Below are 13099 nucleotides of genomic sequence, written 5' to 3' on the forward strand. Positions count from 1 at the left end.
CCACTCGTCGTTGGCCGGGTTCAGGTCGGTATCGATCGGGCCGGGCTGCACGTTGTTCACCGTGATGCCGCGCGGGCCGAGCTCACGGGCCAGGCCCTGGGTGAACATCTTCACCGCGCCCTTGGTCGCCGCATATGCGACGAGACCCGGCGTGCCCATCCGCTCACCAACGCACGAACCGATGGTGATGACGCGGCCGCCATCCGGGATGTACTTCAGCGCGGCCTGTGTGGCGATGAAGACACCGCGCAGGTTGATGTCGATCACGCGGTCCATCTCCTCGAGCGTCGCATCGACGAACGGCTTGGGAATGGCCGTGCCGGCGTTGTTCTCTAGGATATCCAGCCCGCCGAACGTGCTGACGGTCTTCTCGATCGCGGCCGCCACGGCCTTGGCATCGGCGGCATCCGCCTGGATGGCGATGGCCTTGCCACCGGCCTGCTCGATCGCCTTGACGACCTGCGCGGCCGCTTCGGCACCGCGGGTATAGGTGATGGCGACATTGGCGCCGTCCGCGGCCAGGCGGCGGGCGATGCCCGCACCGATGCCACGGGAAGCGCCGGTAACGAACGCGGTCTTGTTGCTGAGGTTGCTCATGGGAATCTCCAAAGGAAGGGAAACAGCGAGGAATGGCGAAAAGCTACGCCTTGACTTCCCGCCTGAAAAAGACTTTGTTGGTAGCCCGGCCATGCCTCGGAGGCATCCCCATGGAGTTGCGCCACCTTCGTTACTTCATCGCTGTCGCCGAGGAAGGCAGCCTCACCGTCGCCGCGGAACAGCGCCTGCATACCTCGCAGCCCTCCCTCAGCCGGCAGCTGCGCGATCTGGAATACGAAGTGGGCGCCACCCTGCTGACCCGCACGACGCGCGGCGTGGAACTCACGCCCGCGGGCAAGGCCTTCCTCGACCACGCACGCCTCGCGATCGGTCAGGCCAAGGAAGCGATCGAAGCCGCACGCCGCGCGTCACGCCCGCCGCGGGAGACGTTCTCCGTCGGTTTCCTCACGGGCCAGGAAGCCGACTGGCTACCCAACGTCACCCAGGTGCTCCGCGAACACCTCCCCTCCATCGAGTTCAAGGTGGTCAGCCTCTACTCGCCCGATGTCGGCGATGCCTTGCAGAGCGGCGAAATCGACCTCGGCTTCCTGCGCAACGAGCCGCGCCCGGACGTCACCTACCGCGTCATCGCGAAAGAGCCGCTCGTCGCGATCCTGCCGAGCAGCCATCCCCTGGCGGCGAACAAGGAGGTCGATCCGCGCGATCTCGCCGGCGAGACGTTCATCGGTTTCTCGGATATCCCGCACGTGCTGCGCGACGTCGTCGACGCCTACCTGCGCAAGCGCCACGTGCACCTCACGCCGAGCCACCACATCGATAACTTCGCCGTCGGCATCTCGCTGGTCGCCTCCACCGGCGGTGTCGCCCTGCTGCCCGCCTACGTGGAACCGCTGTTGCCGTGGTCCGTGGTCAGCCGCCCGCTGGCGGGTGTCGCACCGACCATCGACATCGTCGTCGGCTACCGGGAAGACAACCCTTCGCCGGTGCTGAAGACGTTCCTGTCGTGCATCGACCAGGTGCGGGCAGCAGGCCCCATGGGCCAGCGCTCCAGTAGTCCTGCCCCAGCGAAGGCGGCCCGCCGCAAGAAGTAACGATGCCTCGGAGGCATCGCCCGGCTGCCAACAAAGTCTTTCCCGGGGCCCGAGGGGCGGGCGTAGCCTTTGCTACACCTTCCCACTACCGAGCCCCCTCATGACCACCCTGAATGGCAAGACCGCCCTGGATACCGGCGGATCGCGCGGCATCGGCCGCGCCATCGCTCTCAAGCTCGCCGGCGCCGGTGCGCAGGTGCTGGTGCACTACAGCTCGTCGCCCGACGAAGCCAACGAAGTCGTCGAGCGCATCACCAAGGCCGGTGGCCGGGCGAGCGCGGTGAAAGCCGACCTCGGCCAGCCCAACGGCCCGCACGAACTCGCCGCCGCCGTGCGCCGCGTCGTCGGCGACCGCCTCGATATTCTGGTGAACAACGCTGGCGTATCGACCGCCGCGACGCTCGAGGACCAGACCCTCGAAGACTTCGACCGCATGTTCGCGGTGAACGTGCGTGGCCCGTACTTCCTGCTGCAGCAGCTGCTTCCGGTGCTGTGCAAGGGCAGCTCGGTGATCTTCACCACCTCGCTGGCAGCGCGCGCTGCCGTGGGCAACCTCTCGGCTTACGCCGCGACGAAGGGTGCCACCGAGACGCTCGTCCGCCATATGGCCCTCGCGCTCGGCCCGAAGGAGATCCGCGTGAATGCCATCGCCCCCGGCGTGGTGGAAACCGATATGTCGAAGTTCGCGCGCAGCGAAGAAGGCCAGCGCTACACGCTCGGTATGCAGGCACTGCAGCGGATCGCGCAGCCGGAGGACATCGCTGGTGCGGTGCTTTTCCTTGCTTCCACGGATGCCGGCTGGGTCACTGGCACGACGCTGGCCGTCGACGGCGGCTCCAAGCTCTGATTCCTCGCGCAACCCCATCCCCTCACCTCCCCCGCTTAGGCCATACCCATGTCATCGCATACGCACCACGACGCACCGACCCAATACATTGAAGCTAACGGTATTCGTTTCGCCTACCGCCGCTTCGGCAAGAAGGCCGGCGTGCCGATCGTCTTCAACCAGCATTACACCGGCACCATGGATTACTGGGATCCGGCCGTGACGGACGGGCTCGCGAAGGATCGTGAAGTCATCCTGTTCAACAACGCCGGCGTCTCGAGCTCGAGCGGCGTGACGCCTTCGAACTTCCAGGAGATGGGCGCGAACGCCATTGCCTTCATCCGCGCGCTGGGTTTGCAGCAGGTGGATGTGCTCGGCATCTCCATCGGTGGTTTCGTCGCCCAGGAGATCGCGCTGCAGGGTGGCGACCTGGTCCGGAAGATCATCCTGGTCGGTACCGGCCACCGCGGCCAGGACATGACGGCCAGCCGCTCGAACGCGATCTTCTCCGGCACATACGACCCGCCGGAACACCTGTGGCTGGATGTCCACTTCAAGCCCACCGAGAGCAGCCGCAAGGCCGGCCTCGCCTTCCTCGAACGGAAGTGGCGCCGAACCGATCGTGACCCGGAAGTAAGCGAGCAGACCATCACCGCGCAAGGTGAAGCCATCGGCAAGTGGGTCACCCCGGAAGCCGATAGCCTTGCCTACCTGAAGTCGATCAAGCAGCCCACGCTGGTCGTGCAAGGCAGCGACGACGCCATCATCCCGACCATCCACTCACTGACGTTGCAGCATGAAATGCCGGATGCGCAGCTGATCGTGTACCCGGATTCGGGGCATGGGTCGATTTACCAGTATCCGGAGTTGTTTGTGACGCATGCGACGACGTTTTTGGATGCGTGAGTGCGGCGCTACTTGACGGTGACCGGCCGATCGTTCGGGCCGATCACAGTCATTGTAGACTTTCCTTATACCGCGCACATCGTTACATCGACGCTTCCTTTTTTGCGCACAGGTCCATCAGCGGGCTAATAACATTCGGAGTAGAACCGCATGTGCGTGGTAGCACGACGCATGCGAACCAACCAAGGAGAGGAAACATGGCAGACAAGAGCCGGAAGGAAAAGCTTCGCGACTTCATCAGTCAAGTCGTTGGCGCGGAGATAAAGGACGACACGTTATTGGCTGACGTGGGATTCCATTACGAAACCTGCCTCGGGGAGCTGGATAATTTGGAACGGACTCTTCAGATCAGGTGCCCGGATATGGACATCGATGCTGATACAACGACGTTTGCGAAGTTCGCCGAGTACGTCGACAAAAAGCCCTCAGAGTATGTTGTCTGACCTGGGGTGCTGCAGCGCATGACCAGGGCCGAGGCGCATTGGTGTATGTGATCTTCTAATGCTACATGATGATCGGAACGCTCCGATCGCCAGACCCGGGATAAGGACCGCGCGAAAACACACGCCATCCCGCCACGTCGTGGATCATGAATGCCCGAACGACATGGGTCCCACCGTTTCTGCCGAGGTAATCCTCGTAAATCACCTCGTACCGCCCGTCGATGAGCTCGGTCGGGTAATGGATGAAGATGAGCGGTGGCGCCAGCTCGCCCGGCCCTGCCGCGCTACTGTACGGGGACAAGGCGGCGGGAAGTACCTGGATACCGGGAATGCGCACTCTCGCGGTAACCGCCGGCGGCGGGTCGCTAATTTCCCCCTCTGATTCGGCGATGGACAGATACCACGGAGAGCGCTCACCTTCGCGCATCGGGTCGCCAGGCGGTATCGATTCGAGCAACCTGATCCAGAGGCCTTGCAGGTCGGGCCCGGGGCCGGGCGACGGAGCGACAGCCGGATGTTCGCTCTGTGCCGCATCCGCCGAACCCGCATAGGCGAATGCTGCACAGATCAGTAGCGACGCGGAAAGGATCCACCGGGGCAAGGTCATGGCTATGTCTCCCGATGACATAGCGTGTTCCCGACGACGCGTACGATGCTTCCGCACATGTACAGCACTCCTCTACAGTCGATATGGTGAGGCGCTAGTCTCCGAACTCAAACCTGTCTAGCAGGCCCTGTAACTCCTCTCGCTCTTCATCGGAAAGGTCAGGGTTATCAAGCACCGATCTGACGAGATGAAACTCTTCTTCCGAGTCAATTTTCCCCCGCGAAAGGATCAGGCCTACCTTCTTTGAAAACCATGCGCGCACCATCGCGACTGATGGTGCCCCCGCAATAGACAAATCGTGCGCGATAAGTCGAAGCTTTTCCGGCTGCTCGTGCTTCAGTGAAGAGAGCATATCCGCGATACCCAACCTGAGGCTTTCCATTGCTCGCTTTTCGCTTACCCGTTCCGCACGCGCCAAGTGAGCAAGGGGATGCTGGTCGGGCGGGAGGTGGTCCGACGGGAATACCCTAGGCAATGCCGCCTCGAAGAATAACTTCAACTGTTCATAAGTCAGTTTCTTCGTCATGGCGATGTCCCCTCCTTCCGACCGATCTCCATCAACGCCGCAAGCCCACGCTTCAACGCGCGAATCCCGCTGTCACCGATACGCGCATGCAGCTCCGCATCGATGCGATCGCGGGCCGCGCCTTGCACGCTCGCCGCATCCCTGCCGCGGTCGGTGAGCGTGATGACCAGCTTGCGTCGATCATTCGGGTCACCCTCGCGCGTGACATAGCCGCGCATGACCAGGGTATCGACCAGCTGCCCCGCCGCCTGCTTGGTAATGCGCAGCTGCTGGGCCATCGCGCCGATCGGCGCGTCGGGCGCCCCCAGGGCGAGGCCGCCGATGATGTAGAGGCCGTTCTCGGGGATATCGTCGTAGCCGGCCTCGTCGAGCGCGCGGCGCATGGCGGAGCCATAGGTGCCGCGGGCATGGCGCAGGAGCGCAGGGACGACGATCTCTTCGTACCAGGGAGCAGTTTCGCGGGGCATGCGTTGTCTCCGTCAATGGCGTTGATTGTCAATCTAATTGACTATCAACTCCAGCGCAAGGTCCGACGCGCAAATGACAGGGGCCGGGTCACAGACCACCTACGGTACTATCCAGAGGTTCAGACCCCGCGCCTGGCGCGGGCGATGCCACACAGAGGGTCCATGAGCGTCCAGATCCGAAACAATGTGCGTGTCCTTGGGGACGGGGCCCTGACCCTCGTCTTCGCACACGGCTTCGGCTGCGACCAGAACATGTGGCGGATGATGGGCAGCCACTTCGCCGAGCGGTCCCGCGTGGTGCTGTTCGACATGGTGGGCAGCGGCGGTTCTGACATCACCGCGTACCAGCCCGAGAAGTACGCCAGCCTCCAGGGCTACGCTGCCGATCTCCTGGACGTGGTCCGTGAATTTGGCCAGGGGCCGGTCGTGTTCGTCGGGCACTCCGTCAGCGCCATGATTGGCGCACTGGCTGATGCGAGCGCGCCGGACCTGTTCCTGGCCCACGTCATGATCGGCCCTTCGCCCTGCTACATCGATGATGCCGGCTACGTCGGCGGATTCTCGCGCGACGACATCGATGACCTGCTACAGACCCTGCGCAGCAATTATCTCGGGTGGTCGCGCAGCATGGCGCCGGTGATCATGGGCGACAACGGCCAGCCCGCCCTCGCCGAGGAACTCACGAACAGCTTCTGCCGGACGGATCCCGAGATCGCAAAGCAGTTCGCGCAAGTCACGTTCCTGTCGGACAACCGGGCTGACCTGCACCGCCTCACCCGCCCCGTCCTTATCATCCAGTCGTCCATCGACCCCATCGCGCCTGTCACGGTCGGCGAGTACCTCGACGCCCACCTGCCAGACAGCACGTTGCGCATCATCGACAACGACGGCCATTGCCCGCACCTGAGTGCGCCCCAGGCGTGCATCGAAGCCATGGAAGCCTTCCTCGCCACGCTGGCCGTGCCACATGACGCTTGATGGCGACCTGCCGCCGTTGGAAACGTTGTACGCGGCCGCACCGTGCGGCCTGCTGTTAACCGATGCGGACGGCACGATCCGCCACGCCAACGACACCTTCTGCCAGTGGATAGGGCAGACAGCTGCCGAGCTATCAGGTACCAGGCGCTTCCAGGACCTCCTGACCGTGGGCGGGCGCATTTTCCACCAGACCCACTGGATGCCGTTGCTGAGCATGCAGGGGGAACTGCGGGAGGTGAAGCTGGAACTGAAGAACCGCGATGGCGCTCGCTTTCCGGTGGTCATGAACGCAGTAGCCCGTGAGCATGCGGGCAGGATGTTCCACGAGCTGGCCCTGTTCATCGCCCAGGACCGCGATCGATTCGAACGCGAGCTCATGCACGAGCGAGAGCGTGCCGAGCAATTGCTGGCAACGCAGATGGCGGCGCAACAGGCGCTTGAACTGGCTGATGCGCGCCTGCGCGTTGCCCTCGAATCCGCGCAGCTGCACGTATGGCATGTCGATGCCGAATCGCTCGAACGACGTTACGACGACGCCGTGGCCGAGCTACTGGGTTTGCCCACGCCCCAGCCGATCAGCGCAGAGCGATTCCTGGCGCATATCGATGCCGCGGATTGCGCTGCGGAAGCGCAGGCGTTCGCCGATGCGATGGACTCGAAGAAAGGCAGCTACCGGTGTGTGTTCCGCATCCGTGGCGCCGATGGTGCGCAGCGTGTGGTGCGGGGCTCGGGCGATGGCGTCTTCGATGCGGAAGGCCGGTTCGTTCGGCTGGTCGGCGTACTCCAGGACGTCACCGAGCTGATCCAGCAGCGCGCCGCTGCCGAAGACCGCGCCCGCTTCGCCGAACAGATGATCGGCATCGTCAGCCATGACCTGCGCAACCCGCTCACCGCCATCAAGATGGGCACGCACATGGCACGCGCGGAAGGCCTGGCCGACGACCGGCGCGTGCGCCTGAACGAACACATCGATGCGTCCATCGATCGCGCCCGCCGGCTCGTCGAGGATCTGCTCGACTTCACGCAGGCCAAGATCGGCTCGGGGTTGTCGGTGACGCCCGTTACCTTGGACATCCATGAAGCGATGGCAGTGGCGGTCGACGAGCTTTCCTTGTCGTTCCCAGGGCGATCGCTGATCCACGTCCGCCAGGGCGCCGGGGAATGCCGTGCCGACCCCCTCCGCCTTACACAGCTGCTGGGCAACCTGGTGGGTAACGCCATGACCTACGGCGCGCCCGGGAAGGCGGTTACGGTCACCTCTTCAACCCGGGATGGCTCCTTCACCCTCGAGGTACACAACTGGGGCACGCCCATTCCCGCCGCCCTGCTGCCCGTGCTGTTTGAACCAATGAACCGCGGGACGGCGATCGGCGCGGAACAGCGCAGTGTCGGGCTTGGCCTGTTCATCGTGAAAGACATCGTGCGTGCGCACGGGGGGAAGGTCGTGGCGCGCTCGTCCGAGGATGAGGGGACGTCGTTCGTGGCTTCGTTTCCGTGTTTCACCGGAACAGCGGCAAACGCCGCAGGCGACTCAACGGGTTCAGCCGGCTGACGCCCCGTGCCGAAAGGCACCGTGGACACTTCAGTGTAAACGCAATGCCAACGGCGAGGTCGTCGATGCCGGAGGCAGCTTGTCCTTCGACCGCTACAACGCGAACCAGGTGGTCCAGCTCATTGGCGTGGATGACAAGGACAGCCACTTCGCCGGCCTCGCCGTTTCCGACAGCAAGGAACACGAGCGGAACAAGCAGCGCATCTGGGTCGGCCGGGATAACGATGGCACTGCGACGCTATCCATGATGGATGGTGCCGGCCATGCGCGCATCGAGATGAAGGTGCCGGCGGATGGGGCGCCGGTGATCAACTTCCTCGACCGGGATGGGAAGGTTCAGAAGACTATTGCGGGTGCGGACGCAGTTAAGAACTGAGACAACCTGCTCGGCATCGCCGCAGACCGGACGCGTTTCCCTCCGACTTCGTGAACACAACACGCGCCTGATCTGCTAGGTTTCTCTCGTCACCAGCGCTCCTGCAAAGCTACCGCGCTGGTGACCACCGCCCCTGGCGGTGAGAGTCGCGAGCCAGAGGTGTTACGAGCACCCCTGACCCGCTAACCACAACCAACTGATGGAAGTTGACTATGGCTGTCCCCGATCATACGGCACCTGCCCGCCCTCCGAATCCCCTTGGTGGCACCTCACCGGTGAACGGACCGCCTGCGTGATCTGCAGGCACGGTTGACGAACCGCGGCGCGGGCCGTTTTTGAGGCAATTCTTGATCGGATGAGGCAGGCGGAACGCCTGGTGCGCCTCACGTCCGGCCCTTGCCGCATCCACTTCGTCAATCAAGTCATCCGGTACCCGGTCACGGGTAGCCGGTGAAACCGCGAGCCTATGGTCCGTGGTGCGGCGGGTGAGAGCTCGTCGCGCCACGTTAGAGCATGGGCGATCAATGAATGGACGGGCGAGACTTATGACATCCCACGAACAGACTTCGAGTGTTCACGATCTTTTGAATGACGCCACCCTGTGGCTTCAGTACGCACGCTGTGTCACGGCTACCCTGGCCGATCTGGTACATGAGGCTGATAGCGTTGATTGCAGGCAGCTTTCGTTGTCGCTGGAGGCTATCGCTGCGATGACTGCGCATGGGACGAGGCAGTTGGGTGAGGCCAGGGCTCAGATGAGCTGGGAGGCTGCGGCGAGCGCGCAGGTTCAGGCCAGGTAAGGCCGACCGTCAGTCTTTGTACACCGCCTCGTTCACAGCCTCGCCGTAGCTTTTCCCGTCGTACGGCACGGTCAGCACTGCCGTCATCGGTGCATCGCAGGCCTTGCCGCTCTCGTCTTCATAGGTCGTGGTGGTCGAGAGCGTGAGGTCATGCCAGCCCTTCGTCGTAGTGGCTGCCGGCTGGATGGTCGTCTTTACGATGCGAAGTGCATTCGCACAGGCATTCATCTTGATGCCGTCGTCTGTGAGGTTGACCTGCGTAGCGAGGACTCGCCGCAGCGCCTTGCCGTCCCGAACGTATAGGGCGAGTTTCGTTTCGCTGTACGAGCAGCCGCCGCACGACGTGTACAGGTCATTCCGAAGGCCGAAGGCTCGTACGCCGTCTGCAAGGTTGTATCGGGCGGTGTCGATACTGGCGGAGCCACGGATCGGGGCATTCACCTCGATCGCCTTGGCCTGCTTGAACGAAGCCACCGGCTGGGCCGTCTTCGCATTCCAGATGACGAGGTTCAGGTCGTAGGGGCTTTCGTCCTCATGCCCCGCCCCTGCAGATACCGGAATGAACATCGCGACGATCCACTGGTCGGGCGAGGTTGGATCGCGGCGGCAGGTCGAGAGATTGCTGTCCGGCTCGTCGACGTGCAGGGCTTCGGCCACGGTGTCGATGAGGGATGCATCGCAGGCCAGGGGATCGGAAGGCTTTCCCGATGAGGCTGCGAAAGTGACTGATGATCCTGCTGCCAGTGCCAGGAACAGGAAAATGGCCGTGAATGCTCGTACCGAACGGCCGGCGAATGATTCCTTACGCAACATCTATACTGCTCCTTTCTGATGCACCGTTAAGCACAGTGGTGTCCTAGCTGCTCTCGCATCTTACTTCAGCCGCTTTTCAGTCCGAGGAGGCGTCATCCCGTCGGTGTAAAACTCCACGGCCGTTACCTTTCCGTCGCGCCCCTTCACCACATGAAAGTAATCGGTGCCCTCGCCCGCGTAATAGAGAAGATCACCCTTGGCGGCAACCAGGTGGCGTTTCGGTCCTGGCGCTCGCTGCACATAGAGCTCGCCATGCTCCTGGGTGATGGCATGTACTGAGTGGCCGTCGATCCGGTAGTTGCCGACGATCGCCCGCCGCGCCTTGTCGTCCAGCTTCTGGTCGACGAACGTCCTGTAGGGCTTGCCCATTGCCGCGGCCGTGATCTGTAGCGCGATAGCGCGTGCGCTTGGGCTGCCGCTATCCGAGTTCACCAATACGGCGACGGACACGTGGGCTTTGGGGACGTAGACAACCTGGGATGAAAAGCCTTCGATGCCGCCGTTGTGGCCGAAGGCCGGCTCCCCGCGGACGGTCATAAGGAACAGGCCGTATCCATAAGGCGCGTCGATACCGTCCGATAGCTTTGCCGGCGTGGTCATAGCCTTCAGCAGGTCGGGCGGGAAGAGCGCGGGGTTGTTGAGGTCAGCGGCGAATTGGGCGATGTCCTGCGCCGTCGAGGTCAGGGCGCCGGCGGTCATGGGGCCGGTGATCGAGACGAATGGCGGGCGAGTCACCTTCCCGGAGGCGTCCGCGCTATATCCCTGCGCAGCGTCGTGAACATCCACGCCATCTTCGAAGTAATCCGTATGTCTCATGCCGAACGGAGCGAGGAGGGCCCCCACAATGCCCTCGGCCCAGGGGTAACCCGTCACCTTCTCGATCACCGCGCCTAGCAGGATGTATCCGGAATTGCTGTAGCGCCATTCGCTACTGGGCTTGAAATCCAGCGGTTGCTTCGCGATCAGTGTGACGAGTGTTTTGGTGTCGAGAACCCGGGTCGGGTCCACGTCCCACGCATCGCTGATGCCTGCCGTGTGGCTGAGCAGCTGGGCAATGGTGATACCCGCCCCACCCGGGAAATTCGGAAGGAACTTTGACAGCGGGTCCGTGAGGGATAGCTTGCCCTGGCGAACCAGGGAGAGAACGGTCGCCGCCGTTACCGTCTTGGTGATGGAGCCGATCCGGAACTTGTTTTCCGGCTTCATGCGCACGTGCGACTCGACGTTCGCCTCGCCCCGGGCCGCCAGGTAGACCACCTGGTTGTCGCGTACGACGGCGACCGAGGCGCCGGGGCCAGTCGGCCGGGTCAGGCGGTCGAATATGCGATCAGCCTGCCTGGTAAACGGCGTGGTCTTTGGGACTATCTTCGGTGCTTCGACGGCAGTGGTGACGTAATAGGCTTTTACGTCGGCGCCATGCGCCGTGAAAGACGCTGCAAACGAGAGACAGCTTGCCAGTAGGCATGCGGTGACGTATCGCAAGGCTGGACGGGCGTCAGATCGAGTACGCAATGGCATGGCCTTCCTTTGCTTTCCGGGTCTGGGCCGGGGCCAGTCAGGGGCCTTGTCACGGCCGCCCCACCCCCTGGCTCGTGGCTGGGGGAGCATAGCAGGGGCATGGTCAGTCCGTGCGGGCGGGGCGACGGACCAAACGAGTTCTTCAGGCCACGGCGGAGCTAAAACATGAGAGGCTTTAACAAGAAGGGCTTAGGCCCTCTCCCTTCGCTAGCTATGTATGTGTCGAGAGCAACTTCGACAGCGCCCCAAGAAACGCACCGATGGCCGAGCCGCCGAAGACGAAAAACAAAGCCTTGAGGTGGTTCAACAGAAATTTGCTTTCCCGCGCCAAGATCATTTCCTTGGCCTCGCGTACAGCGGGGCCGTCCGTTGGCTGGACAAGCGGCGACGACTTGAATGCAAAGCCGTTCATTGCAGAGAGATCGTCGACGTGTGCGAACCGCTCCCCGTGCTCCCGCACCACCTTCTTCGCACGAAGGATGAGCCTGACTTGATCCAGCATGTTTCGCAGGCCGAATACCATGCCGGGAACGGCGCCAAGAAGAAACCCAGCTTCGGAGCTATCCATGAAGCATCATCCCATTACGCGGGTTTGAGGGTCGATAAGAAGTGCTACCTGCTTCCAGTCGTTCGCCACCTATGCGCCAGTCAGCAACCTCAACAGCGCCCCAAGAAACGCACTGAGCACTCCACCCACAACGATTAGAAAGAAGCCCTTAAGATGGTTGTATATGTACTTGTCCCGCCGCGCCAACAGCATCTCCTTGGCCTCGCGGACGCCCGGCCCATCAGTAGGCTTGACGTACTCCGACGACTTGAAGGTAAAGCTACGAAACGCGGAGAGATCGTCGACGTGGTCAAACCGCTCCCCGCGATCCCGGACCACCTTCTTCGCACGAAGGACTAGCCTGACCTGATCGAGCATGTTTCGCAGGGTGAACAGTACGCCGGGAACGACGCCCAATAGGAACCCAACTTCACCATTGTCCATTTGCCCCTCCCCTCGTGTCGCGTAAACACGCATCAGTCCCGCTCTTGCCCGCAGGCCGCACCCACCAGGCCGATCAACGCCGCCAGCCCGGTCGAGAGCGCGAAGATGATGAGGATAATGGACAACATCAGGCCCCACGCGCCTGTCTTGCCCGCCAGATACACCGCACCACCGGCCAGACATGCGCAGATCACGCCGAAGACGCCCGAGCCCGTACGTGCGCCTGGCGAACGACGCGCCCTGATGGCTGCGAAGAGAGCAATAGCCGGTATACCCAGCAGGACAAGGCCGGCGACGGCGTAGATCGTATATCCGATGATCAGCTCATGCCGGTAGCGGGCGTCGCTACGGGCGGTCATGCGGGCGGACTCGGCGGCCGTGTGCACGTGCTCGCCGGCCAGGTCACCCGACCTGACGTCCGGCATTGAAGACTCGATCTCGGCGCCCGTCATGACCGGCTTTGGCCCGGCGTTCTGGAGCGCGGTAAGGCGATCGAGCAAGGCGGCATCCGCGACTGGGTCAGCCTTTGGCCTTGAGTCTGGCACGATGCAATAGCCGATCGACGCGAGTGAGTCGTACTTCTGGGACACCTCGCACCTGAGGGTGGTCGCGGCTACGCCCAGGGAGGGTGCGAGGCGGAAGTTCGC

At 63.0% G+C, this 13099-nt stretch carries 16 protein-coding genes; 7 read left to right on the plus strand and 9 right to left on the minus strand.

The genetic code is table 11. The annotated features are described in order from the left end of the window. Positions 1–597: SDR family NAD(P)-dependent oxidoreductase (locus tag ACTHLF_RS03180; protein ID WP_440324804.1), on the minus strand; the 597-nt coding region annotated here is incomplete at its 3' end. A 110-nt stretch (positions 598–707) separates the two neighbouring features. Between ACTHLF_RS03180 and ACTHLF_RS03185 the strand changes: the two genes are divergently transcribed. The 4 genes from ACTHLF_RS03185 to ACTHLF_RS03200 all read left to right on the plus strand — a co-directional run bounded on the left by ACTHLF_RS03185 (position 708) and on the right by ACTHLF_RS03200 (position 3824). After that, positions 708–1649 carry a LysR substrate-binding domain-containing protein gene (locus ACTHLF_RS03185; protein WP_440324806.1) on the plus strand — a complete coding sequence of 314 codons (942 nt, stop codon included), beginning with the start codon at positions 708–710 and terminating at the stop codon, positions 1647–1649. A 100-nt stretch (positions 1650–1749) separates the two neighbouring features. Further along, the gene (locus ACTHLF_RS03190) at positions 1750–2496 is read left to right on the plus strand and encodes an SDR family NAD(P)-dependent oxidoreductase (protein WP_440324808.1); all 747 of its coding nucleotides are present in this window, start codon (positions 1750–1752) and stop codon (positions 2494–2496) included. A gap of 48 nt (positions 2497–2544) precedes the next feature. Continuing rightward, positions 2545–3381: an alpha/beta fold hydrolase gene (locus tag ACTHLF_RS03195; RefSeq protein ID WP_440324810.1), complete on the plus strand. Its 837-nt coding sequence runs from the start codon at positions 2545–2547 to the stop codon at positions 3379–3381. Positions 3382–3578: 197 nt separating this feature from the next. Next, positions 3579–3824, plus strand: a complete 246-nt coding sequence (locus ACTHLF_RS03200) for a hypothetical protein (RefSeq protein ID WP_440324812.1) — start codon at positions 3579–3581, stop codon at positions 3822–3824. A 61-nt stretch (positions 3825–3885) separates the two neighbouring features. Here ACTHLF_RS03200 and ACTHLF_RS03205 read toward each other — a convergent pair whose 3' ends face one another. From ACTHLF_RS03205 to ACTHLF_RS03215, 3 genes are all read right to left on the minus strand, one after another. Further along, positions 3886–4431, minus strand: a complete 546-nt coding sequence (locus ACTHLF_RS03205; RefSeq protein ID WP_440324814.1) for a hypothetical protein — start codon at positions 4429–4431, stop codon at positions 3886–3888. 94 nt (positions 4432–4525) lie between these two features. Then, positions 4526–4957, minus strand: a complete 432-nt coding sequence (locus tag ACTHLF_RS03210; protein ID WP_440324816.1) for a hypothetical protein — start codon at positions 4955–4957, stop codon at positions 4526–4528. Next, positions 4954–5424, minus strand: a complete 471-nt coding sequence (locus ACTHLF_RS03215; RefSeq protein ID WP_440324817.1) for a MarR family winged helix-turn-helix transcriptional regulator — start codon at positions 5422–5424, stop codon at positions 4954–4956. The genes ACTHLF_RS03210 and ACTHLF_RS03215 overlap by 4 nt, the downstream gene beginning before the upstream one ends. 162 nt (positions 5425–5586) lie before the next feature. Between ACTHLF_RS03215 and ACTHLF_RS03220 the strand changes: the two genes are divergently transcribed. From ACTHLF_RS03220 to ACTHLF_RS03230, 3 genes are all read left to right on the plus strand, one after another. Then, a complete protein-coding gene (locus ACTHLF_RS03220) occupies positions 5587–6402 on the plus strand; it encodes an alpha/beta fold hydrolase (RefSeq protein ID WP_440324819.1) in 816 nt (271 codons plus the stop codon). Next, positions 6392–7954, plus strand: a complete 1563-nt coding sequence (locus ACTHLF_RS03225; RefSeq protein WP_440324820.1) for a PAS domain-containing sensor histidine kinase — start codon at positions 6392–6394, stop codon at positions 7952–7954. Before ACTHLF_RS03220 ends, ACTHLF_RS03225 begins: the two co-directional genes overlap by 11 nt. A 79-nt stretch (positions 7955–8033) precedes the next feature. Continuing rightward, positions 8034–8330: a hypothetical protein gene (locus ACTHLF_RS03230; RefSeq protein WP_440324822.1), complete on the plus strand. Its 297-nt coding sequence runs from the start codon at positions 8034–8036 to the stop codon at positions 8328–8330. A gap of 809 nt (positions 8331–9139) precedes the next feature. Here the strand turns inward: ACTHLF_RS03230 and ACTHLF_RS03235 are convergent. The 5 genes from ACTHLF_RS03235 to ACTHLF_RS03255 all read right to left on the minus strand — a co-directional run. Beyond that, a complete protein-coding gene (locus ACTHLF_RS03235; RefSeq protein WP_440324824.1) occupies positions 9140–9943 on the minus strand; it encodes a hypothetical protein in 804 nt (267 codons plus the stop codon). Between the two features lie 60 nt (positions 9944–10003). Next, positions 10004–11461, minus strand: coding sequence for a serine hydrolase domain-containing protein (locus ACTHLF_RS03240; protein ID WP_440324826.1), 1458 nt, complete (start codon positions 11459–11461; stop codon positions 10004–10006). Positions 11462–11672: 211 nt separating this feature from the next. Then, complete coding sequence (locus tag ACTHLF_RS03245) at positions 11673–12029, minus strand: hypothetical protein (RefSeq protein WP_440324828.1); 357 nt, start codon at positions 12027–12029, stop codon at positions 11673–11675. Positions 12030–12098: 69 nt separating this feature from the next. Beyond that, complete coding sequence (locus tag ACTHLF_RS03250) at positions 12099–12452, minus strand: hypothetical protein (RefSeq protein WP_440324830.1); 354 nt, start codon at positions 12450–12452, stop codon at positions 12099–12101. A gap of 32 nt (positions 12453–12484) precedes the next feature. Then, the coding region (locus tag ACTHLF_RS03255; RefSeq protein ID WP_440324832.1) for a hypothetical protein at positions 12485–13099 on the minus strand (615 nt) is incomplete at its 5' end.

It is taken from the genome of Luteibacter sp., assembly GCF_051958795.1.
GTDB lineage: Bacteria > Pseudomonadota > Gammaproteobacteria > Xanthomonadales > Rhodanobacteraceae > Luteibacter.